Below are 25,622 nucleotides of genomic sequence, written 5' to 3'. Positions count from 1 at the left end.
TGCTACCGGCTCATTCGTAGAGGAAGGATTTGTCCAGCTGCTTGAAGGCGGCATTGAGGGTATCGGCCAGCTCCTCATAACGGGGCCGCGCCACCAGCTGGCGGTGACCGCCCTGCTCGTTCATCTTGCCGTTGATCTCCCGGTACCAGCTGGCAAGGGAGGGAGGAAGCCGGGTATCGGCGCGCTGGCCAAGCCAGTAGTAACCCTGCAGCGGCAGGCTGAGCAGAAACAACACCGAGGCCATGACCGAAGGCCAATAATGCAGCTCGCCAAACTGGAACTGCAACATGACGCTGAACACGGCGAGCGCCGGGATGGTCTTGAGGGCAAACTCGGTGGCCTTGATCACCCGATTCTCGGGGAACAGGGAATTAAGCTCGGGACGGCGCGGCCAAAGAGTCATATAATGACGGCCTTGCTGTAACTTAGTTCCAAAAATGTTCATGCTCATGCTACCTCCGAGCTCTTTTTGAACGTATTAACGGCAAAACCTCGACAATATTTGAGGCTCAATAACAAAGGTTGAGGATGACTTTGTTATTTTTCAACAATCAGGTTATCCTTTGTACGCCTAATTTTTATGCCAACGGCCCGCCGTTGGCCTGTCAGGGACGTCTGGATTTCGGGTCTTGTATCACTATACAAGGGGCAAGCAACAGATTGCCAACCCTCATAAGGATAAGTTGATTGTTTTTGGACGCACCGCGTCCGGCGCATCCTCCAACCCAACCCAATCTGCGATAGGATTTATTCATGAGTAAGCTGGTTCTTGTTCTTAACTGTGGCAGCTCGTCCCTGAAGTTTGCTGTCATTGACGCAACCACCGGTGATGATCTGCTGTCCGGCCTGGCCGAGTGTTTCAACCTCGACGACGCCCGCATCAAGTGGAAACTGAATGGTGAGAAGGGTAGCGCCGATCTGGGTGCCGGTGCCGCTCACCAGGAAGCGCTGGACTTCATCGTCCACAAGATCCTGCCGCTCAACCCGGAGCTGTCCAAGAACCTGATCGCCGTCGGCCACCGCGTGGTTCACGGTGGTGAGCAATTCACTTCCTCCGTGCGGATCTGCAAAGACGTGATCGCCGGTATCGAAGCCGCCATTCCTTACGCTCCGCTGCACAACCCGGCGCACCTGATCGGTATCCGTGCCGCGCTGAAGGTGTTCCCTGAGCTGGCCGAGAAGAACGTCGCCGTGTTCGACACCGCGTTCCACCAGACCATGCCGGAAGAAGCCTTCCTGTACGCCCTGCCGTACAAGCTCTACAAAGAGAACGGCATCCGTCGCTACGGCGCCCACGGCACCAGCCACTACTACATCAGCCTGGAAGCCGCCAAGCAGCTGAACAAGCCGGTGTCCGAACTGAACATCATCAACTGCCACCTGGGCAACGGCGGCTCCGTCTGCGCCATCAAGAATGGTCAGTCCGTCGACACCTCCATGGGTCTGACCCCGCTGGAAGGCCTGGTGATGGGTACCCGTTCCGGTGATCTGGATCCGGCCATCATCTTCTTCCTGCACGACAAGCTGGGCATGAGCGTGGCCGAGATCAACACCATGCTGACCAAGGAATCCGGCCTGCAGGGTCTGACCGAAGTCACTTCCGACTGCCGTTTCGTTGAAGACAACTACGACAGCAAGGAAGAAGCCAAGCGCGCCATGGACGTGTACTGCTACCGTCTGGCCAAGTACATTGGTGCTTACGCCGCCGCCATGGACGGTCGTCTGGATGCCGTGGTCTTCACCGGTGGCATCGGCGAGAACTCCGCCCCGATCCGTGAAATCACCCTGAACAAGCTGGGCCTGCTGGGCTTTGACGTCGACCACGACGCCAACCTGGCCGCTCGCTTCGGCAAGGGTGGCGAGATCACCAAGGCTGGCTCCACCAAGGCCCTGGTTATCCCGACCAACGAAGAGTGGGTCATCGCCCACGACGCGCTGGAACTGGTCGGCGCATAATTTAGCTGTAGAGCAAGGCCGCCCCCGGGCGGCCTTTTCCTGATCCCAAAAAATGAACAAGGGGTAATAAGTGGCACGCACTATTATGCTCATCCCGGTCGGCACTGGTGTCGGCGTAACCTCCGTGAGTCTTGGCGTCGTTCGCGCCATGGAACGTCACGGTGTCAATGTCAGCTTCTTCAAACCGGTGGCTCAGCCGCGTCCGGGTGAAACCGGTACCGAGCGCTCCACCGCCGTGATCCGCGCCGCCGCCAACATCAATCCGCCCGAGCCGTTCGCCCTCTCCTACGCCGAGAACATGATCACCTCCAGCAACACCGATATCCTGCTGGAAGAGATCGTGGCTCGCTTCGAAGAGCACGTGAAGAGCAGCGGTGCCGAAGTGGTGGTGATCGAAGGTCTGGTCCCGACCGACAAGCAGCCGTTTGCCAACAAGCTGAACTACGACGTGGCCAAGGCGCTGGATGCCGACATGGTGTTCGTGACCCATCCGGGCAACGACTCCAGCCAGAAGCTCAAAGAGCGCATCGAGCTGGCCTGCTCCAACTTCGGTGGCGTCAGCAACCCGCGTATCGTGGGCTGCGTGATCAACAAGGTCGGCGCACCGGTTGACGAGCATGGCGTGACCCGCCCCGATCTGACCGAGATGTTCGAGGCTCATCACCACACCTCCGACTCAGCTCATAACCTGGAAGTGCTGCAGGTCTTCGGCAAGAGCCCGCTGCGCATCCTCGGCTGCATCCCCTGGAACACCCAGCTGATCGCCCCGCGCGCCAAGGATCTCGCCAAGCACCTGGCCGCCAAGATCCTGCACAAGGGTGAGCTGGACAGCCGTCGCCTGCAGACCGTGACCTTCTGTGCCCGCTCCATCCACAACATGATCGAGCACTTCCGTCCGGGCAGCCTGCTGGTGACCTCCGGCGATCGCTCCGACGTCATCGTCTCCGCCTGCCTGTCCGCCATGAACGGCGTCAAGCTGGGTGCCCTGCTGCTGACCGGTAACTATCATCCGGAGCCGCAAGTCATCGCCCTGTGCCAACAGGCCATGGCCACCGGCCTGCCGATCATGATCACCGGCACCAACACCTGGCAGACCGCCGTCAGCCTGCAGAACTTCAACGTCGACATCCCGGAAGATGACCGCGAGCGGATCGAACTGGTGCAGGACTATGTGGCTGGCCACATCGACAAGCACTGGATCGAGTCGCTCTCTGCCAAGTCCACACGTTCCCGTCGTCTGAGCCCGCCGGCGTTCCGTTATCAGCTGACCGAGCTGGCCCGTCAGGCCAACAAGCGCGTCGTGCTGCCGGAAGGGGAAGAGCCGCGCACCATCAAGGCTGCCGCCATCTGTGCCGAGCGTGGCATCGCCCGTCCGGTGCTGCTGGGCAACCCGGAAGAAATCCGTCGCGTCGCCGAACAGCAGGGTGTGGTACTGACCGATCGCGTCGAGATCATCGACCCGCTGGAAGTGCGCGAGCGCTACGTGCCGCGTCTGGTCGAGCTGCGCAAGAACAAGGGCATGACCGAAGTCGTTGCCCGCGAACAGCTGGAAGACAACGTGGTGCTGGGCACCATGATGCTGGAGCGTGGCGAAGTGGACGGTCTGGTCTCCGGCGCCGTGCACACCACCGCCAACACCATTCGTCCGCCGATGCAGATCATCAAGACTGCCCCGGGTTCGTCGCTCATCTCCTCCATCTTCTTCATGCTGCTGCCTGATCAGGTGCTGGTATACGGTGACTGCGCCATCAACCCGGATCCGAGCGCCGAACAGCTGGCCGAGATCGCCATCCAGTCCGCCGACTCCGCTGCCGCCTTCGGCATCGAGCCGCGCGTCGCCATGATCTCCTACTCCACCGGTACCTCTGGTGCCGGCGCGGACGTCGAGAAAGTGCGTGAAGCGACCGAGCTGGCCAAGGCCAAGCGCCCGGATCTCATCATCGACGGCCCGCTGCAGTATGACGCGGCCATCATGGAGAACGTGGCCAAGTCCAAGGCACCGAACTCACCGGTAGCGGGTAAAGCCACCGTGTTCGTGTTCCCGGACCTGAACACCGGCAACACCACCTACAAGGCGGTACAGCGCTCCGCCGAGCTGGTCTCCATCGGCCCCATGCTGCAAGGCATGCGCAAGCCGGTCAACGACCTGTCCCGCGGCGCCCTGGTAGACGACATCGTCTACACCATCGCCCTGACCGGTATCCAGGCCGCCCAGGCCGAGGCAGCCGAGGCAGCCGAGGCAGCCGAAGCATAAGTTCGCCCTATGCTGACACTGCTAACAAACCCGCCGAGAGGCGGGTTTTTTTATGGCAGACGGGCGAGCTGTTGATCCGCAAGATCAAATCAGGATCCTGACCGGATCTCGAATCCTGGCACCAGCGCCTGCCTGGCAAGGGCGGGAGGATAAGCAACCACTCACTGCCGCCACAGGGGATTGGACACTTGCGATCCAGTCGGGATCAAATAGAAATACCCCTTTAAGATCAGTAAACTAACGCCAGACACACCGCTAATCTACAGAGTTTTCCACAGCTTTTGTGGATAGTTTACCGATCATTTGAAAGAAAATGACAGACTCACCCTTCCCCCTGCCCCGGCGTACGCCCGTGAAAAAGGGCCCCGAGGAGCCCTTTGTGGATAACCTATTGACCGGCAGTGTGGGTCAGGGACGCAGCGCCTTGTCCGCCCGGGAAATCCCGCAGACCGCTTGAGGCGCACCACCCGCGGAATAACAAAAGGGCTCCGAAGAGCCCTTTGTGGATAAGCCATTGACAGGAAGTATGGGTCAGGGGCGCAATGCCTTGTCGGCGCGAGAGATGCCGCAGACCCCTGAGCGCACCACCTCGATGATCTCGTTGGTCTGGGCCGCCGTCTTGATGAAGGCATCCAGCTTCTCACTCGTCCCGACGAGCTGCACCGTGTACTGCTCCGGGGTCACGTCGACGATCTGGCCACGGAAGATGTCCGCCAGCCGTTTCAGCTCGTCGCGGGCGCCACCGGCGGCGCGCGCCTTGACCAGGGCGATCTCCCGCTCGATGTGTTCACCCTCGCTGAGATCGCACACCTTGAGCACGTCCACCAGCTTGTGCAACTGCTTCTGGATCTGCTCCAGCACCCGCTCGTCGCCCATGGTGACTATGGTCATGCGCGACAGGGTCGGATCCTCGGTGGGGGCCACCGTCAGGGTCTCGATGTTGTAGCCGCGTTGGGAGAAGAGGCCCACCACACGACTCAGGGCGCCGGACTCGTTTTCCAACAGAACGGAAATAATGTGTCGCATCAGATTTCCCCCGCCTTGCTCAGCCACATCTCATCGACGGCGTGATCCACCAGTACGACCGAAATAATATGTTCCATCGTCAGGTTCTCTCCGTCTTGCTCAGCCACATCTCGTCCATGGCACCAAACTTGATCTGCATCGGATAGACATGCTCATCCGGGTCGACCGAGATGTCCATGAACACCAGCCGATCCTTCAGGGCAAAGGCCTTCTCCATGGCGCTCTCCAGCTCCGCCGGATCGCTTACCGCGATGCCGACGTGGCCATAGGCTTCCGCCAGCTTGACGAAGTCCGGCAGTGACTCCATGTAGGAGTGGCTGTGACGGCCGCCGTAGAACATCTTCTGCCACTGCTTGACCATGCCGAGGGCACGGTTGTTGATGGAGATGATCTTGATGGGCACCCCGTACTGCAGGCAGGTGGAGAGCTCCTGGATGTTCATCTGCACCGAGCCGTCGCCGGTCACGCAGCACACCACCGCATCCGGGTTGGCGAACTGGGCGCCCATGGCGGCGGGAATGCCGAAGCCCATGGTGCCGAGGCCGCCGGAGTTGATCCACTGGCGCGGCTTGGCGAAGGGGTAGTAGAGCGCGGCAAACATCTGGTGCTGACCCACGTCGGAGGCGACGAACGCCTCGCCCTTGGTCACCTTGTAGAGCGCCTCGATCACCTGCTGCGGCTTGATCAGGTTGGGATGGGTCTCGTAGGCCAGGCAGTTGCGGGAGCGCCACTGCGCTATCTGCTCCCACCACTCCGTCAGCGCCTGCTTGTCATTGTCGAAGCCGCACTCACGGATCACCTCCAGCATCTGCTCCAGCACGGTTTCCACCGAGCCGACGATGGGCACGTGGGCCTGCACCGTCTTGGAGATGGAGGTGGGATCTATGTCGATGTGGACTATGGTGGCATTGGGGCAGAACTTGGCCACGTTGTTGGTGACCCTGTCATCGAAGCGGGCACCCACGGCGAAGATCAGATCCGCGTTGTGCATGGTCTTGTTCGCTTCGAAGGTGCCGTGCATGCCGAGCATGCCGATGAACTGCGGATGGGTGCCGGGGAAGGCCCCGAGCCCCATCAGGGTGGTGGTCACCGGCAGGTTCAGCAACTCGGCCAGCTTGGTCACCAGATGATCCGCATTGGCGTTGATGGCGCCACCGCCCACGTACATGACCGGGCGCTGGGCCTCGGTCAGCAACTTGGCGGCCCGCTTGATCTGGCCCTTGTGTCCGGCCTTGGTCGGATTGTAGGAGCGCAGCGAGACGGACTCGGGATACTGATAGGGGAACTTCTCTTTCGGGTTCTGCACGTCTTTGGGCAGATCCACCACCACAGGCCCCGGGCGGCCACTGGCGGCAATGTAGTAGGCCTTCTTGATGGCATCGGGAATGTCGCTGGCCTTCTTGCACAGGAAGCTGTGCTTCACCACAGGACGGGAGATGCCGATCATGTCGGTCTCCTGGAAGGCATCTTCCCCGATCATGCTGGTCGGCACCTGGCCGGACAGGATCACCAGGGGGATCGAGTCCATGTAGGCGGTGGCGATGCCGGTGATGCAGTTGGTGGCGCCGGGACCCGAGGTCACCAGCACAGTGCCCACCTTGCCGGTGGAGCGGGCATAGCCGTCCGCCATGTGCACCGCGGCCTGCTCGTGCCGCACCAGGATGTGTTCCATCTTGCCGTTTTCGAAGAGAGCGTCATAGATGTCGAGCACTGAGCCACCAGGGTAGCCAAAGACGTGCTCCACTCCCTGATCTTCCAGCGCTCTAACTACCATCTGGGCGCCTGATAACATCTCCATGATAAAGCCCTCCAGGCTTTGCTCCGTTAAGCAAAAACTATCGACAGTCCGCTGCTTCCCGGCAGCGCCGATCCGTCTCTTGTTGTTGTCTGCATCCAGACCAGGCGAGTTCGGAGCCGTCGATAGTAGAAAAATAGGTTTTTTCCATCATTCACCCCAAAATCGGGTGAAAAACCAACTTAACCCGCTTGTGAACGCTTGTCCACGGCTTTGTCTGACCAGAACAGTCATAAATTTCAAACAGCTATTAACATTCAGTGACTTGGTTATCTGACCGAAAAGAAAGCGGGGGGGGATGGGAGGGAAACCAGCGGATCATGCTGCAAATTCAGGCCGAGACGGAAATAAATGGCCCACCCGCCAAGGGTGGGCCCTCAACCAGCCTGGGACTCAATGGTCCTGTTCGGGCTCCACCAGCCAGATCTGCTGATCCGGATCCGTCTCCTCGCAGACCGAGATGCTGACCCCCATGTCCAGTAGTTCATGGAGTGTCAGATTGTCCGCCAGGGTCATGGTATCGCCGTTTTCATTGGTAAAGCGCATGTTGTCCGTCCTCTCCTTGATGGGATCATTTCAGTCTAGTCAAAGGCGCTGAGTTGCGATAACCAGGGGCGCGTCAATGCCATGCGCCCCTCCAGCTCGCTGAGACGATCGCACACCTCCTCCGGGAAGAGGGTCCTGGCCCACAGGCGGCGGGACAACTGCTCGATCCCCTCCACCGCGCCGGCTGCCAGCCAGTCGGCCAGCTCGGCCGCCACGTCTGGATAGCGGATGGCCCCCAGCGCCGGCGCCTCCAGCCAGGCTCTGACCCCGTTGGCGTCCAGGGTCTCCATCAGCTGGGCCAGCCCCATCAGCTCCAGGGTCTTGCCATTGGTCAGTTGCTCGAACTGGCCACCGAGCGGCTTGACCAGCAGCTTCTTGCCGAGAGAGAGCGCCTCCGAGGCCAGTTCGAAACCGGCATTGGTGATGACCCCGCGGCAACCGGCCAAGATTTGCTTGAAGCCTTCTCGCGCCAGGGGCTCGAAGTGGATGTTGTGCCACTGGCTAGGGGTACGGATGGCGGGGTGGAAGCAGACGAAGTGCTGCTGGTTGAAGCGAGACAGCAGGGCCGCGATCTGCTCGGTCTGCTCGAATGGCAGATAGACCAGGATCTGCTGATTGTCCGGGGCTAGCGCTATGGGGTCTATGATGGGGGGCAACAGCGGCTGACCGAAGTGAAACCAGTGCAGCCCCAACGATTGCCGGACCGGGGCGAAGCGGCGCATCAGCTGGCGGCTGAAGCCGCTCTCCCCCCAGCGCGGAATGGACCAGTCGAAACTGGCCTGGTGGCTGATGGTCAGGCTCGGCTTTTGCCAGCGACGGGCGGCATGGGCGCTGAGTGGCTCGAAATCGCTGATCACCAGATCGTAATCGCGGCAGTCGAGGGCCCGCATGTCCTGCCAGAAACGCCAGGGAGAGAGCCCCTTGAGGGTGCGCCAGCCCGAGATGCTTCCCTCGTGGCTGACGAAGCTGATGCCGGCGAAGGTGCGATAATGCCCAAACTCGCTCATCTCGAAGTAACCATCGGCCGGCCGGCCGCTGAACAGGTAATCGACCTCTATCCCCCTGGCCTTCAGCGCCTTGGCCAGGGTGCGGCTGCGACTGATGTGACCATTGCCGGTACCCTGCACGCCAAACAGTATCTTCATCCCTGACTCCCGCTCAATGCCCACAAGGCGCAGCCACCGCCGAGCAGGGCCCCTGCCACCAGATCGCTCAGATAGTGCACCCCGAGCAGCAGCCGCGACGCCCCCACCAACATGGCCCAGAGGAACAGCAGCGGGGCCCAGAGCGGGAAGCTGGCGGCCAGCACCGTTGCCATCAGGAAGGCGGCGGCGGTATGACCGGACGGCAGGCTGTAGCGATCTGAGGGGGTGATGAAGACCGGCAACCCCACCGGGCGCTGGCGTTTCAGGGCATTCTTGAGCAGCAGATAGAGCGGTAGTTCGAGGGCGAAGGCCAGCACGGCGATCTGCACCGTCTCGCGCTGCGCCCCCCCCTGCCACCAGAGCAGGGCGGCCAGCACGGCATAGAGCGGGCCGTCGCCGGTGCGGGAGATGGCCCGGCTGATCCTGGCCTGCGGGCGGTTGTAAGGATGGAGCAGGCAGAGACGGCACACCCGCAGGTCCCATTGCTGGATCTTGTTCATAACCCCTCCTTCCCTGACGTCTTGCTGCAGACTAGGGCGGCGGGGTGACACTTAGTTGAAGGAGAGATAACAGATTTGTGAAAAGCGCGATGAAAAAAGGGCCGAGTGGCCCTTTTCTGGAGTGATATTAGCGAAGACTCAGTTCACGGAGGCGCGCAGCCCGCTTTCCATCAGTCGGCAGTTGTGGTCCGCCAGTCGGCTCATGAAGCTCTCGTCCACGGTCAGGCCGAACACCTGCTCATAGAGATCCTTCATCACGAACGGCTGCCACATCATGCTGAGGAAGGAGATCTTCAGCATCTCGGGATCCAGGTTGTCACCGAGCTGGCCGCTGGATCTCATGGATTCCAGCAGGGCATCGAACTGGGGCAGCTGACGCTCCAGCAGGCGGTTCAGCACAAAATCCCGGCCTGGGCTCTTCTCGGTCGATAACGCACTGGAGATGGCGGAGGTCAACTCGCTGTTGGGGGCCATCACCTGATAGTAGGTATTGAGCAGATCATTGAGGCTGCGGTTGCTGCTCTCGTCATGCCAGGCCTGATCCAGCGGCTCGGCCACATCCCCCAGCACGGCCTTGTAAAGGCCCTCTTTGCTGCCGAAGTAGTAATGGATCATCGCCAGATTGGAGCCGGCCAGCTCGGCGATCTCGCGGGTCGTCACCTTGCTGTAGGGCGTGTTGAGAAAACGCTCGCGCGCGGCGGCAAGCAGCTTGTCACGGATGTCGGAGCGTCCGACCGGACGACCTGGTCTGCGTTTTTCCATGGAATACCTCAGATAATTCAGCAATAGCTGATAAGTCGATCTGAATCGTGCGGGTGATCGAGTACAGCAGGAATAACCAGATGATCAGGCATGAACCGAATATGGGACAAGGAAATTTGCATTCCTTTACAATCCGATTAAATAACATAGCGGATTGAACCTGTCGGTTCGTGTTGACACAGCATAAAAATCTCGATATTGGTAGAAGCGTTATCGACTGGAAGGATTGAGTCATCATGCCTATTGCCGCCCCGCTACTACTGCTTTCCCTAATCGCGACTCGTCGCGCGGGATCTTTGTAGCCGGGCTATGGCATAGCCGGAATTTACAAAAACCCGTGCACCCCGCACGGGTTTTTTTATGCCATGCAGGGTGCCGGTACCGAACTTAGGAAGAGGGAAGTCACATGTCAGATCGGGTCATCATTTTCGATACCACCTTGCGTGATGGTGAGCAGGCCCTGTCGGCCAGCTTGACGGTCAAGGAGAAGCTGCAGATCGCCCAGGCCCTCGAGCGGCTCGGAGTCGACGTCATGGAGGTGGGCTTCCCGGTCTCTTCCCCCGGTGATTTTCTCTCGGTGCAGACCATAGCCCGCCACATCAAGAACAGCCGGGTCTGCGCCCTGGCCCGTGCCCTGCCCAAGGACATAGATGCCGCCGGCGAGGCCTTGAAGGTCGCGGAAGCCTTCCGCATCCACACCTTCATCTCCACCTCCTCCATCCACGTGGAGAGCAAGCTCAAGAAGAGCTTCGAGGACGTGCTGGAGATGGGTATCAGCGCGGTCAAGCATGCCCGCCGCTACACCGACGACGTGGAGTTCTCCTGCGAGGATGCGGGCCGCACCCCCATCGACAACCTGTGCCGCATGGTCGAGGCCGCCATCAAGGCCGGTGCCCGCACCATCAACATCCCGGATACCGTCGGCTACACGGTACCGACCGAGTTCTCTGGCATCATCCAGACCCTGTTCAACCGGGTGCCCAACATCGATCAGGCCATCATCTCGGTGCACTGCCACGACGATCTCGGCCTGTCGGTGGCGAACTCCATCGGCGCCGTACAGATGGGTGCCCGCCAGATCGAGTGCACCATCAACGGCATCGGCGAGCGGGCGGGCAACTGCTCGCTGGAAGAGGTGGCGATGATCCTGAAGACCCGCGCCGACCTGCTCGGGGTTCACACCAACATCCGCCACAGCGAGATCCACCGTACCAGCACCCTGGTCAGTCAGCTGTGCAACATGCCGGTGCAGCCGAACAAGGCCATCGTCGGCGCCAATGCCTTCTCCCACAGCTCCGGCATCCATCAGGACGGTGTGCTCAAGGCCAAGAACACCTACGAGATCATCACCCCCGAGAGCATCGGCCTGACCCAGAACAGCCTCAACATGACTTCCCGCTCCGGCCGTCACGTGATCAAGCACCGCATGGAGAGCATGGGCTACCTCGAGAGCAGCTACGACCTCGACGACCTCTACGGCAAGTTCCTGACCCTGGCCGACAAGAAGGGGCAGGTGTTCGATTACGATCTCGAGGCGCTCGCCTTCTTCAGCCAGATCCACGAGGAGCCTGAGCACTTCAAGCTGGAATACCTCGGCGTGCAGAGCGGCAGCTCGGTGCTCGCCACCGCCTCGGTCAAGCTGAAGGTGGGTCAGGATCTGATCTGCGAAGCGGCCACCGGCAACGGTCCTGTGGATGCGGTCTACCAGTGCATCAATCGCATCACCGGCTACGAGATCCGCATCGACAAGTACGAGCTCAAGGGCAAGGGGGAAGGCAAGAACGCCCTCGGCCAGGTCGACATCGTCGCCGAATACAAGGGCCGCAAATTCCATGGCATGGGGCTGGCCACCGACATCATCGAGTCCTCGGCCCAGGCCCTGGTCCATGTCATCAACAGCATCTGGCGCGCCGATCAGGTCGCCGAACAGATGGAACGCAATAACAGTATCAAATCGGAAACAGTCTGAGCGGATGGAGCTCAATAACGACATCAGGACGGAGACCGCCTGAACAGTGATCGGATCGCCGTATCGGGTCGCTGAGCAGATGGCGCTCAATAACAACATCAGGACGGAAACAGTATGAGCAGTTATCGGATCGCAGTATTGCCGGGTGACGGCATTGGCCCGGAAGTGATGGCCGAGGCCATCAAGGTGCTGGCCAAGGTACAGACCAAATTCGGCTTCTCCCTCGACTATGATCGCCACGACGTCGGCGGCATCGCCATCGACAACCATGGCACCCCGCTGCCCCCGAGCACCATCGAGGGTTGCGAGGCGGCCGATGCCGTGCTGTTTGGTTCGGTCGGCGGCCCCAAGTGGGAGCATCTGGCCCCCAACGATCAGCCGGAACGCGGCGCCCTGCTGCCCCTGCGCGCCCACTTCAAGCTGTTCTGCAACCTGCGTCCGGCCCGCATCTACACCGGCCTCGAGCAGTTCTCGCCGCTGCGTGCCGACATCTCGGATCGCGGCTTTGACATCGCCTGCGTGCGCGAGCTGACCGGCGGCATCTACTTCGGCCAGCCCAAGGGGCGCGAGGGAGAAGGCGCCCTCGAGAAGGCGTTCGACACCGAGGTCTACCATCGCTTCGAGATCGAGCGCATCGCCAAGATAGCGTTCGAATCTGCCCTGGTGCGCCGCAGCAAAGTGACCTCCATCGACAAGGCCAACGTGCTCGCTTCCTCCATCCTGTGGCGCGAGGTGGTGACCCAGGTCGCCAAGTCCTACCCGGATGTGGCCCTCAATCACATGTACATCGACAACGCCACCATGCAGCTCATCAAGGATCCGTCCCAGTTCGACGTGCTGCTCTGCTCCAACCTGTTTGGCGACATCCTCTCCGACGAGTGCGCCATGATCACCGGCTCCATGGGGCTGCTGCCCTCCGCCAGCCTGAACGAATCCGGCTTCGGCCTGTTCGAACCGGCCGGTGGCTCGGCGCCGGACATCGCCGGCAAAGGCATCGCCAACCCCATAGCCCAGATCCTCTCCGCCGCCTTGATGCTGCGCTACAGTCTGGGCCAGGAAACCGCCGCCCAGGCCATCGAGCAGGCCGTGGCCCAAGCCCTGGCCGAGGGTTACTTCACCGCCGATCTGCACCAGGCAACGGCCCGTCACCCGGTGCAGAGCACCGCCGACATGGGCTCCCAGATCGCCGCGCGCATCTGATGGCAACGGTTTGAATAACAAGGAAAGAGCAATGTCCAAGACCCTCTATCAGAAAGTGTTCGACGCCCATGTGGTGCGTGAAGTGGCAGGCGAAACGCCGCTCATCTACATAGACCGCCACCTGGTACACGAAGTGACCAGCCCGCAGGCGTTCGACGGCCTGCGCGCCATGAACCGGCCGCTGCGGCGCCCGGATCTCACCTGGGCCACCATGGATCACAACGTCTCCACCACCACCAAGGACATCGCCGCCTCCGGCGAGATGGCCCGCATCCAGATGGAGACGCTCGCCGACAACTGCAAGGAGTTCGGCGTCCGGCTCTACGATCTGAACCACCAGTATCAGGGCATAGTCCACGTGATGGGGCCTGAGCTCGGCATCACCCTGCCCGGCACCACCATAGTCTGCGGCGACTCCCACACCGCCACCCACGGCGCCTTCGGCTCCCTGGCGTTCGGCATCGGCACCTCGGAGGTGGAACACGTGATGGCCACCCAGACCCTGAAGCAGGGCCGGGCCAAGACCATGCGCATCAGCGTCAACGGCAAGCTGGCCGAGGGCATCAGCGCCAAGGACGTGGTGCTCGCCATCATAGGCAAGGTCGGCTCGGCCGGCGGTACCGGTTATGTGGTGGAGTTCGCGGGGGACGCCATCGCGGGTCTCTCCATGGAAGGGCGCATGACGGTGTGCAACATGGCCATCGAGCTCGGCGCCAAGGCGGGCATGATAGCCCCCGACCAGACCACCATCGACTACATCCGTGGCAAGGTATTCGCGCCCACCGGCGAGTCATTGGCGCAAGCCATCACCTACTGGCAGACCCTCAAGAGCGATGCCGATGCCAGCTTCGATGCCGAGGTGGTGCTGGATGCCGCCGCCATCGCGCCCCAGGTGACCTGGGGCACCAACCCGGGCCAGGTGATCTCCGTCAATGAGCCCATCCCGGATCCGGACTCCTTCGCCGATCTGATGGAGCAGCAGTCCGCCCGCAAGGCGCTCGCCTACATGGATCTGCAACCGGGTCAGAGGCTCAGTGACGTCACCATCGACAAGGTGTTCATCGGCTCCTGCACCAACAGCCGCATCGAGGATCTGCGTGCCGCCGCCGCCATCGCCCGTGGCCGCAAGGTCGCCGCCGGAGTGCAGGCGCTGGTGGTGCCAGGCTCGGAGCAGGTCAAGGCCCAGGCCGAGGCCGAGGGTCTCGACAAGATCTTCATCGAGGCGGGCTTCGAGTGGCGTCTGCCCGGCTGCTCCATGTGTCTGGCCATGAACAACGACCGGCTGCAACCGGGGGAGCGCTGCGCCTCCACCAGCAACCGTAACTTTGAGGGGCGTCAGGGCCGTGCCGGCCGCACCCATCTGGTGAGCCCGGCCATGGCCGCCGCCGCCGCCGTCACCGGTCGTTTCGCCGACATTCGCGCACTGTAACGAGGAGAACAAGATGACAGGCTTCAAGCAACACAAAGGGATCGTCGTCCCCCTCGACAGCGCCAACGTCGACACCGACGCCATCATTCCCAAGCAGTTCTTGCAGAAGGTGAACCGCACCGGCTTTGGCAAGCACCTGTTCCACGACTGGCGCTTCCTGGATGACGCAGGCTTGCAAGCGAACCCCGAGTTCGTGCTGAACCAGCCGCGTTTTGCTGGCGCCAGCATACTGTTGGCCCGGGAGAACTTCGGCTGCGGCTCGAGCCGCGAGCACGCCCCCTGGGCGCTGGCGGATTACGGCTTCAAGACCCTGATAGCGCCGAGCTTCGCCGACATCTTCTACGGCAACGCCATCAACAACGGCCTGGTGCCGGTGCGCCTGCAAGAGCAAGAGGTGGAGGCGCTGTTCCAGCTGGTCGCGGCCACTCCAGGCCTGCAGCTCGAGGTGGATCTGGAGGCCAACCAGGTGCGCGCTGGCGCGCTGTGTTTTAGCTTCGAGATCGACGAGTTCCGCCGCTACTGCCTGCTCAACGGGCTGGATGCCATCGGGCTGACCCTGCAACACGAGGCCGCCATCGACGCCTTCGAGGCCAGGCAGCCGAGCTGGATCTGAGCAAGCTCGTTCAGATGCGGGCTTGCGCCGCCAGAAAACGGGTAGAATCAGCAGGGAGCCAAGGCTCCCTGTTTTCATGTCGGCGGGAGTAGAGGGTGAGCGAGGGAAGGATGAGGAGATATGGAGGCCTGGCGCTGCTCTGCGCCCTGCTGGCGCTGCCGGCGGGGGCCAGCCAGCGCTACTTCAACAACAGCGGCGGCCAGATCGACACCGGCTGGCAGGACAGCGAGGGCAAGAGCCAGCAAGTCAGCTACCAGCTGGCCCCCGGCACGCTGCCGCCGCTCATCGCCTATCGCCCGGACCGGATGCAGGAGGAGGTGTTGCAACGGCTGCTGCAGCAGGCCGTCCTCGACTTCCCCGAGGTGCAGTTCTCCCTCTCCCGCCCCGATCTGCTGCTGAGCATCAAGAGTCGCAACGCCGAGCAGGCCAGGGCGGCCCGAGACTGGGTCGGGCCGGAGCGCAGCAAGCTGGAGGCGGAGTGGCTCAAGCAGCACTACTTCCAACCCTTTACCCCGCCCGATGGCCATCCCGCCATCAAGCAGGATCATGTGCGCATCGCCCTGGAGAGCCGGCAGGAGCTGGCGCCGCTGACCGAACTGCTGACACAGGAGGGCGGCACCGAGACGGAGGCGCGGCAGCTGACGGTGGCCCAGATGCTCGACTTCATCCAGGCCATTCCCTACCGCCTGCTCGACAGCCCTTCAGGCCGGACCGGCAAGGGCTTCCTGAGCCCCCGTCAGGTGCTGGAACAGAATCAGGGGGATTGTGACAGCAAGGTCACCCTGATGGCGGCCATGCTCGCCCAACGCTTTCCCGAGCTGCCCCAGGCCATGGTGTTCGTGCCGGGCCATACCCTGCTGGGGGTCGCCCTGCCGGCCAAGCCGGGGGATGCGACCCTGGCCTGGGAGGGGCAGACCTATCTGTTGCTGGAGCCGACCGGGCCCGCCCAGCTGCCGATGGGCCAAATAGCATCGACCAGCAAGACGCTGGTCGATAGCAAGCAGTGGAAGGTGCAGCCGGTTCAGGTCAGAGACTGAAACTCCAGCGCCAGCAACAGCCCCTTCTCCTCCTCCAGCACCCGCACTATGCGGGCCTGGACCTCGAACGGTGGCAGCAGGTTGCTGCTGGTCGCCAGGCTGATGCGGATGAGTTGCTGCGGATCGAAGCCGTGTTCATTCACCTCGACGCCCATGCCGTTGGCACTGAGATCCCGGCAGATGCCCTCCAGCACCTGCTGATGCTGGAAGAGGGTGACCGGGGCATTGATGAGCATGCGCGCGAAGGCGCGTCTTTCCTTGGTGCTGGTGATCACTCGCATCTCCTGCTGTCGCAGCCCCCTGGGTCCCCGGGGCACAAGTTTGTGCTGGCCTCCCCCCGAGAACGTTAATACAATGCGATTCGTTGCTCAAACGGGGTGCGGTTTACCGCTGAGATTATACCCGTGAACCTGATCCAGATAATGCTGGCGGAGGAATTTGAGGCATGGCGCTCGTTTTTTGCGCTCTCATCCGCTGGCACCTGACCATAGCAGAAGTGCCAGCGCTGAGATTCATGCGGCTGGCACCTCAGGACCCACAGGAAGTGCCGCCGATGCAATACCGGTTGCTGGCACCTCACCACTCACAGGGAGTGCCATTGATGAAACCCCTTCTGCTGGTTGCCGCCAGCCTGCTCTCGGCCCAAGCCTTCGCGGCCGACACCCTCACCGTCTACACCTACAGCTCCTTCGCCGCCGAATGGGGTCCTGGTCCCAAGATCAAGCAGGCGTTCGAGCAGGAGTGCGGCTGCACCCTCAATCTGGTGGCGCTGGAGGATGGGGTCGCCATCCTCAACCGGCTGCGGCTGGAGGGCAAGCACAGCAAGGCCGACCTGGTGCTGGGGCTGGACGATGCGCTGGTCAGCGAGGCCAAGCAGAGCGGGCTGTTCGCGCCCCATCACACGGATCTGGCCGCACTCAAGGTGCCGGGTGGCTGGCAGGATGACACCTTCGTCCCCTATGACTACGGCTACTTCGCCTTCGTCTACGACAAGGACAAACTCAAGCAGCCCCCCAAGAGCCTGAAAGAGCTGGTCGAGCGCCAGGACATCAAGGTGATCTATCAGGATCCGCGCACCTCCACCCCGGGCCAGGGGCTGATGCTGTGGATGAAGTCGGTCTACGGTGACCAGGCAACCGCCGCCTGGGCCCAGCTCGCCAAGAAGACGGTCACCGTCACCAAGGGCTGGTCCGAGGCCTATGGTATGTTCCTCGATGGCGAGGCCGACATGGTGCTCTCCTACACCACCTCCCCCGCCTATCACCTCATCGCCGAGGGCAAGCCCCAGTATCGGGCTGCCGCCTTCGAGGAGGGGCACTACCGCCAGGTGGAGGTGGCCGCCAAGCTGGCAGGCGCCAAGCAAGACAAGCTGGCCGACCGCTTCTTGCAGTTCATGATAAGCCCCGCCTTCCAACAGGAGATCCCCGCTGGCAACTGGATGTATCCTGTGACGGAAGTTCCCCTGCCCAAGGGCTTCGAGCAGATGATCTCGGTAGCCAAGCCGCTGAGCTTTGCCAGCGATGAGGTGGCCGCCAACCGCAAGGGCTGGATCAAGGAATGGCTGCAAGCCGTCACCCAGTGAGCCCCTCTCGTTCTCTCTGGTGGCTGCCGGGCAGCGCAGCCACCGCCCTCATCCTGCTGCTGTCGCTGGGCCCCCTCGCCGCCCTGCTGTGGCAGGCGGGGACTCTCCCCAGCACCTTGCTGGCCGACCCCTACCTGCGCCATGTGCTGGGCTTCAGCCTGGGGCAGGCGCTGCTCTCCACCCTGCTGAGCCTGGGGCTGGCCATTCCGGTCGCCCGCGCCCTGGCACGGCGCCGTTTCCCCGGCCGTCGCCTGCTGCTCAAGCTGTTTGGCCTCTCCCTGGTGTTGCCGGTCATCATCGCCATCTTCGGCATAGTCGCGGTGCACGGCGGCCAGGGCTGGTTGCCGCAGGGGCTGCGCAGCCTGGGGCTGGATCCCGGCAACTACCTGTATGGCCTGTTCGGCATCCTGCTGGCCCACGTGTTCTTCAACATGCCGCTGGCGGCGCGCCTCATCCTGCAGGGCATTGAGGGCATCCCGGAATCGAGCTGGCGCCTCGCCAGCCAGCTGGGCATGCGCTCCTCCCACATCTTCCGGCTGCTGGAGTGGCCGCTCATCCGCGGCATCTTGCCGGGGCTGGCCAGCCTCATCTTCATGCTCTGCTTCACCAGCTTCACCACAGTGCTGGCGCTCGGCGGCGGCCCCAAGTCCACCACCTTGGAGGTGGCCGTCTATCAGGCGCTGCGCTTTGACTTCGATCTCGCCACCGCGGGCGGCTTGGCGCTGGTACAACTGCTGCTGACCGCCGCCCTGCTGATGCTGCAACACCGGCTGCAGACCACCCCCTCCAGCCGGCTCAGCAGTCGCCGTCCCTGCCTGCGACCGGACCGTCACCAGCCGGGCACCCGCTGGCTGGACGGTGCCGCCCTGCTGCTCGGGCTCGCCATCTTCCTGCCGCCGCTGCTGGCCATCCTGATCGCGGGCCTCAACCCCGGCCTGCTGACGGCCCTGCGCTCACCCCAGCTGTGGCAGGCGGGCGGCCAGTCGCTGGCCATCGCGCTGGCGGCGGGGCTGCTGGCCACCCTGCTCGGCGCCGCCCTGCTGCTCACCAGCCGTCACCTGCGGGTGCGCGCCCGCAAGCGGCGAGCCGCCGCCCTGTGGGAGGCCAGCGGATCCATGATCCTGATGATCCCGGCGGTGGTACTCTCCACCGGTCTGTTCATCATGTTTATGCCCTTCGTCGATGTGTTCGCCCTGGGGCCCTGGCTGGTGGTGCTGGTCAATGCCCTGATGGCGCTGCCCTATGTGCTGCGCACCCTCAGCGCCCCCATGCAGCTGGTGGTGCGCCAGTACGACAGGCTGGCCGACAGCCTGGGGGTGCACGGCCTGCATCGGCTGCGGCTGGTGGAGTGGCCCTTGCTGCGCCGCCCGCTGGCGCTGGCCATGGCACTCTCCATGATATTGTCCCTGGGAGATCTCGGTGCCATCGCCATGTTTGGCAGCCAGGCGCTTACCACCCTGCCCTGGCTGCTCTATCAACAGCTCGGCAGCTACCGGCTGACCGATGCGGCGGCCACCGCCCTGCTGCTGCTCATTCTGTGTTTCTCCCTGTTCTGGCTGGTAGAGCGGGGGCTTGGAGGAAAAAATGCTGAACATTGATGCCCTGGCGACCAGCTACCCGGATTGGCGGGTGACCTTCAGCGCCACCCTGCCCAGGGGGGAGATCACCGCGCTGATCGGCCCGAGCGGCGCCGGCAAGTCCACCCTGCTCGGCATGATCGCCGGTTTCGTGCCGGTAGAGTCCGGTCGCCTCAGCTTCGATGGCGTCGATCTGCTGCCGCTCGGCCCCGCCGAGCGCCCGGTCACCACCCTGTTTCAGGATCACAACCTGTTCCTGCACCTGTCGGTGTTCGACAACATCGCCATCGGCCTGCACCCTGGTCTGCGCCTGAGCCAGGCCCAGCGCGAGCAGGTGAAACAGGCCGCAGAGCGGGTGGGCCTTGGCGAGATGCTGGCGCGGCTGCCGGAGCAGCTCTCCGGCGGCCAGCAGCAGCGGGTGGGGCTGGCTCGCGCCCTGGTGCGCGGCAAGCCGTTGCTGCTGCTGGATGAACCCTTCTCGGCCCTGGATCCGGCCCTGCGCCGGGAGATGCTGGCGGAGGTGGCCAGGCTCGCCTGCGAGCAGGGCATTACCGTGCTGATGGTTTCCCACAATCCGGAAGACGCCCAGCTCATCGCCGATCAGGTGCTGTTCGTCAACGAGGGGCGCATCGCCCTGCAGGGCACCCCGGATATCCTGCAAAACAGCGATCACCCGGGACTGCTGCGCTACCTTGGTCAATAGCAGCCAGCGGGAACAAAAAAGGGAGGCCGATTGGCCTCCCTTCTTATATGAAGATCTTCAGTTGGATCAGAGATTTTCCTCGGCGAAGGAGGCGAGCTTGCTGCGCACTACCCCGTTCAGGAAGATGTTGGCACTGCCATCGAAATCCTTGAAACGCTCGACTATGTAGGTCAGGCCCGAGGTCACCGGGCTCAGATAGTTGGAGTCAATCTGGGCCAGGTTGCCGGAGCAGACGATCTTGGTGCCCTCGCCACAGCGGGTGATGATGGTCTTGATCTGGGACGCGGTCAGGTTCTGGCACTCGTCCAGCAGCACGAAGGTGTTCTGGATGCTGCGCCCGCGCATGAAGTTGACCGACTTGAACTGGATGTTGGCCTTCTCCATGATGTAGCTGAGGGAGCCGCTCATGTTCTCGTCCTGCTTGTGCAGCACCTCCAGGGTGTCGGTTACCGCCGCCAGCCAGGGCATCATCTTCTCCTCCTCGGTACCGGGCAGGAAGCCGATGCTCTCGGCGATCTCAGGGGTGTTGCGGGTGACTATCACCTTCTCGTAGATCCCCTTCTCGATCACCAGCTCCAGCGCCGCCGCCATGGCCAGCAAGGTCTTGCCGCAGCCCGCCGGGCCGGTCAGGATCACCAGATCGATGTGCGGATCGAGCAGGGCATCGAGCGCCATGCCCTGATAGATGTTCTTGGGATGCACGCCCCAGGCCTTGCGCGACATCAACCGCTCACGGCCCAGATCCTTGAGGCGGATCTTGTGGCCATCGTTGCTCAATACCCTGGCGGCGAAGAAGTTCTCCTCGTCCAGCAGGTACTGATTGACGTGCACCCCCTCCAGCAGTTTCGAGTCGATCACGTGGACGGTGTCGCGACCATGGGTCTCGCTGTCGCACTCGCCGACCCGCTCCCAGAAGCTGCCCGGCACCACCTGGAAGCCCTTGGCCAGCAGCCGGATATCATCGATCAGCTGGTCGCTGCGATAGTCTTCCACATGCGCCAGACCGGCCCCCTTGGCCTTGAGGCGCATGTTGATGTCCTTGGTCACCAGTACCACCTGGCGTTTCATCTCGTGCTTTTGCAGATAGAGGGCCGCATTGATGATGCGGTTGTCGGCCTCCTTGTCGGTGAACACCTCGGCATCCTGGGGCAGATGGTGATCACTGAAGATGGAGATATGACCGCTCGCCTCACCCGCCAGCGCCACCCCTTGCACTATCTGCTCAGGGTTGGCGTCACGAAACACGTCTTCCAGCGCACGGATGGCGACCCGCGCATCACGGCTGACGTCTTTCTGACGATCCTTGATGTTGTCGAGCTCTTCCAGCACCGTCATGGGGATGAGCACGTCGTGCTCTTTGAAGGAGTAGATGGCGAGGGGTTCGTGAAGCAGAACGTTGGTATCCAGGATAAACAGCTTTCGGTCCGTATTGTCCATAAGCATCCTCCTTGGCACTGAAGGTGCCACGTGTGTGAATCTCAGATGTCATTGAAACCACACGGTCGTGACAGTTTTATTACCCCTCACGCTACGCCCGATTTTACCAGCGTGCAACAAATCCCTTTGGCTCCCGCCATCGACTGAACAGAAAATACTCAATAGAAAAGACCGGCCCATAGGCCGGTCTTTTCGCACTGCTTATCGGCTAACCGCGCCTGTTAGCCACACTTCGAATCGCCGCAGTTGAGGCAGGTCATGCAGCCATCCTTGAGCACCAGCGCCTTGCTGTGGCACTTGTAGCAGAGCGCCGCATTGGCCGGGAAGCCGCTGCCGGCCTGCTGCTCCTGGCTGTGTTGCTCGGCTTGCAACTCGGCCTGCTTCTCGGCCAGGAACGCCTGCTGGTGTTCATCCAGCCCGACCGGCTTGAGCATGCCGATCTCGGTGAGGTGAGTCTCGATCGCATTGCCAATTTCGGCGATCAGGGAGGGAACATACTTGCCCTTGTTCCAGTAACCGCCCTTGGGATCGAACACGGATCTCAGCTCCTCCACCAGGAAGGTGACATCCCCGCCCTTGCGGAACACCGCCGAGATGATGCGGGTCAGCGCCACGATCCACTGGTAGTGTTCCAGGCTCTTGGAGTTGATGAAGATCTCGAACGGGCGGCGCGTCTCGTGGACGGTGCCCTCGTTGAGAATGATGTCGTTGATGGTGATGAACAGCGAGTGTTCGGAGACATGCTCCGGCGTCTTCAGCTTGTAGGTGGTGCCCATCAAGCGCTCCGGGCGCAGCACAGTCTCATGCATGTGCACCACGTCATCCTGGGGAGCCAGCGCTTCCTGCGGCTCATCCTTGGTACGCACCTTGTAGGCGACGATTTTCTTGTCGATCTTCTTGACCATAATCTGTTCTCAGAATTTACCGTAATAGCCTTCTTTCAAGGCGTCATAGAGGTTGGCGGCGGTGTGCAGCTCGCCATCGTATTCGATCTCTTCGTTGCCCCTGACCGTGATGACGGAGCCATCCTCCAGGGTGAACTCGTACTGAGTGTTCTCCAGATCCTTCTCCTTCACCAGCACCCCCTGGAAGGCCTCAGGGTTGAAGCGGAAGGTGGTGCAGCCCTTGAGCCCCGAGTCCGAGGCATACATGTAGATGTCCTTGAACTGCTCGAACGGGAAATCGGTCGGCACGTTGGCCGTCTTGGAGATGGAGGAATCAATCCAGCGCTGGGCCGCCGCCTGAATGTCCACGTGCTGGGCCGGGCTGATGTCGTCGGCGGTGATGAAGTAATCCGGCAGGCGGGTCCCTTCCTCTTCACCATGGGGCATGGCAGCCCGGTTGATCAGCTCGCGATAGGCCAGCAGCTCGAAGGAGTAGACATCCACACTCTCCTTGCTCTTCTTGCCCGGCTTGATGACGTTGCGACTGTAGTGGTGGGCGAAGCTCGGCTCTATGCCGTTGCTGGCGTTATTGGCCAGCGACAAGGAGATGGTACCGGTCGGCGCTATGCTGCTGTGATGGGTAAAACGTCCTCCCACCTCGGCCAGCTCGGCCACCAGGGCGGGATCCACCTCGGCCACCTGCTGCATGTAGCGGCTGTAGCGCGCGTGCAGCACCTTGCCCTTGAGCCTGTCGCCGACCTTGATACCATCGGCCGCCATCTCCGGACGCAGGCGCAGCATCTTGCCGGTCACCTCGAACTCCTGCTCCATGATGGGCGCCGGACCCTTCTCTTTCGCCAGACGCAGGGACTCTTGCCAGCCGGTCATGGCCAGCTCCTGAGAAACCTGCTCGGTGAAGGCGGCGGAGGTGGCTGAGCCGTACTTTATCTGCAGCATGGTGAGGGTCGAGCCGAGGCCGAGGAAGCCCATGCCGTGGCGACGCTTGGCTGTGATCTCCTCACGCTGCTTGGGCAAGGGCAGCTGGTTGATCTCCACCACGTTGTCCAGCATGCGGGTGAAGATGGCCACCACCTTGCGAAACGCCTGCCAGTCGAAGCTGGCCTGCTCGGTGAAGGGGTGACGCACGAACTTGGTCAGGTTGACCGAGCCCAACAGACAGGCACCATAGGGGGGCAACGGCTGCTCGCCACAGGGGTTGGTGGCACGGATCTCTTCGCAGAACCAGTTGTTGTTCATCTGATTGACCTTGTCGATCAGGATGAAACCGGGCTCCGCATAGTCGTAGGTGGAGGTCATGATGACGTTCCACAGCTTGCGCGCCGGCAGGGTCTTGTAGACCTTGCAGGCCACCTGGCCCAGCGCGTTGATGACCACCCCTTCCTTGTTGGGCCAGTCGGCCCAGAACACCACTTCGGGATCATCCAGCGCTATGCCGTCCTGCTCCACCTCTTTGGCCGTGTAGGGGAAGATCAGCTGCCAGGGGGCATCCTCCTTCACCGCCTTGACGAAGTCTTCGGTGATGAGCAGGGAGAGGTTGAACTGGCGCAGACGGCCATCTTCCCGCTTTGCCTGGATGAATTCGATCACGTCGGGGTGACGGATATCCATGGTGCCCATCTGGGCGCCGCGCCGTCCGCCGGCCGACGAGACGGTGAAACACATCTTGTCGTAGATATCCATGAAGGAGAGCGGGCCAGAGGTATAGGCCCCTGCGCCGGAGACGAAGGCGCCGCGCGGGCGCAGAGTCGAGAAGTCGTAGCCGATGCCACAACCCGCCTTCAGAGTCAGCCCCGCCTCGTGCACCTTGCCGAGAATGTCATCCATCGAATCTTCGATGGTGCCGGAGACGGTACAGTTGATGGTCGAGGTGGCGGGCTTGTGCTCGAAGGCCCCCGCGTTGGAGGTGATCCGGCCCGCCGGGATGGCGCCATTGCGCAGCGCCCACAGGAAGGGCTCATACCAGGCATCAGGCTCGCGCTCTTGCTCGGCCAGGGCACGGGCGACCCGCTGGTAGGTCTCGTCAATGGAGCCATCGATGGGGGCCCCATCCTTGCTCTTGAGACGATACTTGCTGTCCCAGATCTCGAGGGAGGTTTCCTGCATGGGGATGAGGCCGGTGCCGAGTTCGGTCTCTAGCACGGGGTTGGATTTAGCCATTTTCAAGCCACCTTATGTGAATGCAACGACGTCATGATATGGGTTTGAAACACAACCAATAGATTAAAAACAACCTATAGCCACTATATATAGTAGAACCCATCTCATGAGGGCGCCGATTCTAATCCTAAAAAAACGCCCCGACCAGCAGATTTCTGGGTCGGGGCGTTTAACCGATTCATTTCCTGAAGGATTTAGCGATCAGGGCAGACTCAGGGCTTCTTGACGTAAACGCTTGGCGTCTCGCCGGCCATATTCAGATAGAACTCGTAGACCCCATCCACCTCAGGTGAGAACTTCATGTCCTCATACTTGGAGCAGGGATTGACCGGTACGGCCTCACCGCCCAGCACAGCGACGCCGTCACTCGGGCTCTTGTAGCCGAAGTTGGTGCCACAGCTCCAGCCCGAGTCAGCGAACTTGAACTTGTAGGGCGCCCACTCTTTCTTGAGTGTGCCTTTGACCATATACAACTTGTCGGCGACCTTGACCACCTTGCTCTCATCGGTCGCCATCCAGTCGTTCATCTCCCCGCGCAGGTAGATGGACTTGCCACCGAAGTCGCTGTTATCCGCCCCTTGCTCCGCACCACCACTGGATGCACAACCACCTAATACCAGGGTTCCCGCCGCCAGTATCATCGTTACTGTTCTCTTGAACATCAGTCCATTCCTCAAATTATTGTGATTCCTTGGCCCATCGATCCTGGGCAGACGAATTAAAGCAGAGCGGACCCGGCAAGAAAGGTAGAGGCATCACATTCTGTACTTTTTATATCCAGCACGAGGAATAAACGAAGGAATATTGAGCTGTGAGTGAGGAAATAAGAGCGCAAGAGGCGGGTCGAGATGAACAATAAAGAGAGGCTTGGAATAAAGCGGCGTCAAATACAGGATTTCAGGCAATAAAAAAGCCCGCTCGATTGAGCGGGCTTCTTCAATTGGGTGCCTGGCAGTGTCCTACTCTCGCATGGCGAATGCCACACTACCATCGGCGCTACCGCGTTTCACTTCTGAGTTCGGCATGGGA

General features: G+C 61.7%; 22 protein-coding genes and 1 riboswitch. Of the genes, 10 read left to right on the top strand and 12 right to left on the bottom strand.

Features of this window, described 5'->3' with window-relative positions; all coding sequences use genetic code 11:
• Positions 1-10: 10 nt before the first annotated feature.
• Positions 11-451 (bottom strand): terminus macrodomain insulation protein YfbV, encoded by a 441-nt coding sequence (gene yfbV / locus KW821_RS12830; protein ID WP_042654277.1) that lies wholly within the window; start codon positions 449-451, stop codon positions 11-13.
• Positions 452-753: 302 nt separating this feature from the next.
• Here yfbV and KW821_RS12825 point away from each other — a divergent pair, with 302 nt between their 5' ends.
• Both KW821_RS12825 and pta read left to right on the top strand, forming a co-directional pair.
• The gene (locus tag KW821_RS12825; RefSeq protein ID WP_042654278.1) at positions 754-1,956 is read left to right on the top strand and encodes an acetate kinase; all 1,203 of its coding nucleotides are present in this window, start codon (positions 754-756) and stop codon (positions 1,954-1,956) included.
• 70 nt (positions 1,957-2,026) lie between these two features.
• Complete coding sequence (gene pta, locus KW821_RS12820; protein ID WP_371317609.1) at positions 2,027-4,210, top strand: phosphate acetyltransferase; 2,184 nt, start codon at positions 2,027-2,029, stop codon at positions 4,208-4,210.
• Positions 4,211-4,741: 531 nt separating this feature from the next.
• Here pta and ilvN read toward each other — a convergent pair.
• From ilvN to KW821_RS12790, 6 genes are all read right to left on the bottom strand, one after another.
• Entirely contained in the window at positions 4,742-5,236 is a 495-nt protein-coding gene (gene ilvN / locus KW821_RS12815) for an acetolactate synthase small subunit (RefSeq protein ID WP_005311605.1), read from the bottom strand.
• 79 nt (positions 5,237-5,315) lie between these two features.
• A complete protein-coding gene (locus KW821_RS12810) occupies positions 5,316-7,034 on the bottom strand; it encodes an acetolactate synthase 3 large subunit (RefSeq protein WP_218291715.1) in 1,719 nt (572 codons plus the stop codon).
• A 390-nt stretch (positions 7,035-7,424) separates the two neighbouring features.
• The gene (locus KW821_RS12805) at positions 7,425-7,577 is read right to left on the bottom strand and encodes a hypothetical protein (RefSeq protein ID WP_126623399.1); all 153 of its coding nucleotides are present in this window, start codon (positions 7,575-7,577) and stop codon (positions 7,425-7,427) included.
• A 35-nt stretch (positions 7,578-7,612) separates the two neighbouring features.
• Positions 7,613-8,722 (bottom strand): MJ1255/VC2487 family glycosyltransferase, encoded by a 1,110-nt coding sequence (locus KW821_RS12800; protein WP_218291714.1) that lies wholly within the window; start codon positions 8,720-8,722, stop codon positions 7,613-7,615.
• The gene (locus KW821_RS12795; protein ID WP_218291713.1) at positions 8,719-9,222 is read right to left on the bottom strand and encodes a phosphatase PAP2 family protein; all 504 of its coding nucleotides are present in this window, start codon (positions 9,220-9,222) and stop codon (positions 8,719-8,721) included. Before KW821_RS12795 ends, KW821_RS12800 begins: the two co-directional genes overlap by 4 nt.
• A gap of 138 nt (positions 9,223-9,360) precedes the next feature.
• On the bottom strand, positions 9,361-9,984 hold the full coding sequence (locus KW821_RS12790; RefSeq protein WP_042654283.1) for a TetR/AcrR family transcriptional regulator: 624 nt from the start codon (positions 9,982-9,984) through the stop codon (positions 9,361-9,363).
• Between the two features lie 406 nt (positions 9,985-10,390).
• Between KW821_RS12790 and leuA the strand changes: the two genes are divergently transcribed.
• The 5 genes from leuA (at position 10,391) to KW821_RS12765 (ending at position 16,232) form a co-directional block, all read left to right on the top strand.
• A complete protein-coding gene (leuA, locus tag KW821_RS12785) occupies positions 10,391-11,953 on the top strand; it encodes a 2-isopropylmalate synthase (protein WP_042654284.1) in 1,563 nt (520 codons plus the stop codon).
• Positions 11,954-12,067: 114 nt separating this feature from the next.
• Positions 12,068-13,153, top strand: a complete 1,086-nt coding sequence (gene leuB / locus KW821_RS12780) for a 3-isopropylmalate dehydrogenase (protein WP_218291712.1) — start codon at positions 12,068-12,070, stop codon at positions 13,151-13,153.
• 31 nt (positions 13,154-13,184) lie between these two features.
• Positions 13,185-14,582: a 3-isopropylmalate dehydratase large subunit gene (gene leuC / locus KW821_RS12775; RefSeq protein WP_218291711.1), complete on the top strand. Its 1,398-nt coding sequence runs from the start codon at positions 13,185-13,187 to the stop codon at positions 14,580-14,582.
• Positions 14,583-14,595: 13 nt separating this feature from the next.
• On the top strand, positions 14,596-15,195 hold the full coding sequence (leuD, locus tag KW821_RS12770) for a 3-isopropylmalate dehydratase small subunit (protein ID WP_218291710.1): 600 nt from the start codon (positions 14,596-14,598) through the stop codon (positions 15,193-15,195).
• A 110-nt stretch (positions 15,196-15,305) separates the two neighbouring features.
• Positions 15,306-16,232 carry a transglutaminase domain-containing protein gene (locus tag KW821_RS12765; protein WP_218291709.1) on the top strand — a complete coding sequence of 309 codons (927 nt, stop codon included), beginning with the start codon at positions 15,306-15,308 and terminating at the stop codon, positions 16,230-16,232.
• Here KW821_RS12765 and KW821_RS12760 read toward each other — a convergent pair.
• Positions 16,217-16,507 (bottom strand): PilZ domain-containing protein, encoded by a 291-nt coding sequence (locus tag KW821_RS12760; protein WP_218291708.1) that lies wholly within the window; start codon positions 16,505-16,507, stop codon positions 16,217-16,219. The genes KW821_RS12765 and KW821_RS12760 overlap by 16 nt on opposite strands.
• Positions 16,508-16,595: 88 nt before the next feature.
• Positions 16,596-16,686: riboswitch (TPP riboswitch) on the top strand.
• Positions 16,687-16,833: 147 nt separating this feature from the next.
• On the opposite strand from KW821_RS12760, the gene thiB reads away from it, so the two are divergent.
• The 3 genes from thiB to thiQ are packed head-to-tail and all read left to right on the top strand — an operon-like array spanning position 16,834 to position 20,094.
• Positions 16,834-17,814, top strand: coding sequence for a thiamine ABC transporter substrate binding subunit (gene thiB / locus KW821_RS12755; RefSeq protein ID WP_218291707.1), 981 nt, complete (start codon positions 16,834-16,836; stop codon positions 17,812-17,814).
• The gene (gene thiP / locus KW821_RS12750) at positions 17,790-19,412 is read left to right on the top strand and encodes a thiamine/thiamine pyrophosphate ABC transporter permease (RefSeq protein ID WP_218291706.1); all 1,623 of its coding nucleotides are present in this window, start codon (positions 17,790-17,792) and stop codon (positions 19,410-19,412) included. The genes thiB and thiP overlap by 25 nt, the downstream gene beginning before the upstream one ends.
• Complete coding sequence (gene thiQ / locus KW821_RS12745; protein ID WP_218291705.1) at positions 19,399-20,094, top strand: thiamine ABC transporter ATP-binding protein; 696 nt, start codon at positions 19,399-19,401, stop codon at positions 20,092-20,094. The genes thiP and thiQ overlap by 14 nt, the downstream gene beginning before the upstream one ends.
• 66 nt (positions 20,095-20,160) lie before the next feature.
• On the opposite strand, the gene KW821_RS12740 is transcribed toward thiQ, so the two are convergent.
• From KW821_RS12740 to KW821_RS12725, 4 genes are all read right to left on the bottom strand, one after another.
• On the bottom strand, positions 20,161-21,531 hold the full coding sequence (locus tag KW821_RS12740; RefSeq protein WP_042654292.1) for a PhoH family protein: 1,371 nt from the start codon (positions 21,529-21,531) through the stop codon (positions 20,161-20,163).
• A 221-nt stretch (positions 21,532-21,752) separates the two neighbouring features.
• Positions 21,753-22,436, bottom strand: a complete 684-nt coding sequence (locus tag KW821_RS12735) for an NrdJb (RefSeq protein ID WP_218291704.1) — start codon at positions 22,434-22,436, stop codon at positions 21,753-21,755.
• A gap of 9 nt (positions 22,437-22,445) precedes the next feature.
• Entirely contained in the window at positions 22,446-24,593 is a 2,148-nt protein-coding gene (locus KW821_RS12730; RefSeq protein ID WP_218291703.1) for an adenosylcobalamin-dependent ribonucleoside-diphosphate reductase, read from the bottom strand.
• Between the two features lie 212 nt (positions 24,594-24,805).
• Positions 24,806-25,255: a pullulanase gene (locus KW821_RS12725; RefSeq protein ID WP_218291702.1), complete on the bottom strand. Its 450-nt coding sequence runs from the start codon at positions 25,253-25,255 to the stop codon at positions 24,806-24,808.
• Positions 25,256-25,622: the final 367 nt, after the last annotated feature.

It is taken from the genome of Aeromonas sp. sif2416 (assembly GCF_019218665.1).
Classification (GTDB): Bacteria; Pseudomonadota; Gammaproteobacteria; order Enterobacterales; family Aeromonadaceae; genus Aeromonas; species Aeromonas encheleia.
This window is presented reverse-complemented; position numbering and strand designations above follow the sequence as displayed.

What these genes read in the sequence shown, in the direction of transcription:
- KW821_RS12800 (WP_218291714.1), bottom strand. Translation starts at nt 8,722, where the DNA reads ATGAAGATACTGTTTGGCGTGCAGGGTACCGGCAATGGTCACATCAGT.
- KW821_RS12795 (WP_218291713.1), bottom strand. Translation starts at nt 9,222, where the DNA reads ATGAACAAGATCCAGCAATGGGACCTGCGGGTGTGCCGTCTCTGCCTG.
- thiP (WP_218291706.1), top strand. Translation starts at nt 17,790, where the DNA reads ATGGCTGCAAGCCGTCACCCAGTGAGCCCCTCTCGTTCTCTCTGGTGG.
- KW821_RS12740 (WP_042654292.1), bottom strand. Translation starts at nt 21,531, where the DNA reads ATGGACAATACGGACCGAAAGCTGTTTATCCTGGATACCAACGTTCTG.
- leuA (WP_042654284.1), top strand. Translation starts at nt 10,391, where the DNA reads ATGTCAGATCGGGTCATCATTTTCGATACCACCTTGCGTGATGGTGAG.
- KW821_RS12810 (WP_218291715.1), bottom strand. Translation starts at nt 7,034, where the DNA reads ATGGAGATGTTATCAGGCGCCCAGATGGTAGTTAGAGCGCTGGAAGAT.
- thiB (WP_218291707.1), top strand. Translation starts at nt 16,834, where the DNA reads ATGAAACCCCTTCTGCTGGTTGCCGCCAGCCTGCTCTCGGCCCAAGCC.
- leuB (WP_218291712.1), top strand. Translation starts at nt 12,068, where the DNA reads ATGAGCAGTTATCGGATCGCAGTATTGCCGGGTGACGGCATTGGCCCG.
- leuD (WP_218291710.1), top strand. Translation starts at nt 14,596, where the DNA reads ATGACAGGCTTCAAGCAACACAAAGGGATCGTCGTCCCCCTCGACAGC.
- KW821_RS12790 (WP_042654283.1), bottom strand. Translation starts at nt 9,984, where the DNA reads ATGGAAAAACGCAGACCAGGTCGTCCGGTCGGACGCTCCGACATCCGT.
- KW821_RS12805 (WP_126623399.1), bottom strand. Translation starts at nt 7,577, where the DNA reads ATGCGCTTTACCAATGAAAACGGCGATACCATGACCCTGGCGGACAAT.
- thiQ (WP_218291705.1), top strand. Translation starts at nt 19,399, where the DNA reads ATGCTGAACATTGATGCCCTGGCGACCAGCTACCCGGATTGGCGGGTG.
- KW821_RS12730 (WP_218291703.1), bottom strand. Translation starts at nt 24,593, where the DNA reads ATGGCTAAATCCAACCCCGTGCTAGAGACCGAACTCGGCACCGGCCTC.
- KW821_RS12825 (WP_042654278.1), top strand. Translation starts at nt 754, where the DNA reads ATGAGTAAGCTGGTTCTTGTTCTTAACTGTGGCAGCTCGTCCCTGAAG.
- KW821_RS12765 (WP_218291709.1), top strand. Translation starts at nt 15,306, where the DNA reads ATGAGGAGATATGGAGGCCTGGCGCTGCTCTGCGCCCTGCTGGCGCTG.
- leuC (WP_218291711.1), top strand. Translation starts at nt 13,185, where the DNA reads ATGTCCAAGACCCTCTATCAGAAAGTGTTCGACGCCCATGTGGTGCGT.
- ilvN (WP_005311605.1), bottom strand. Translation starts at nt 5,236, where the DNA reads ATGCGACACATTATTTCCGTTCTGTTGGAAAACGAGTCCGGCGCCCTG.
- yfbV (WP_042654277.1), bottom strand. Translation starts at nt 451, where the DNA reads ATGAGCATGAACATTTTTGGAACTAAGTTACAGCAAGGCCGTCATTAT.
- KW821_RS12725 (WP_218291702.1), bottom strand. Translation starts at nt 25,255, where the DNA reads ATGTTCAAGAGAACAGTAACGATGATACTGGCGGCGGGAACCCTGGTA.
- KW821_RS12735 (WP_218291704.1), bottom strand. Translation starts at nt 22,436, where the DNA reads ATGGTCAAGAAGATCGACAAGAAAATCGTCGCCTACAAGGTGCGTACC.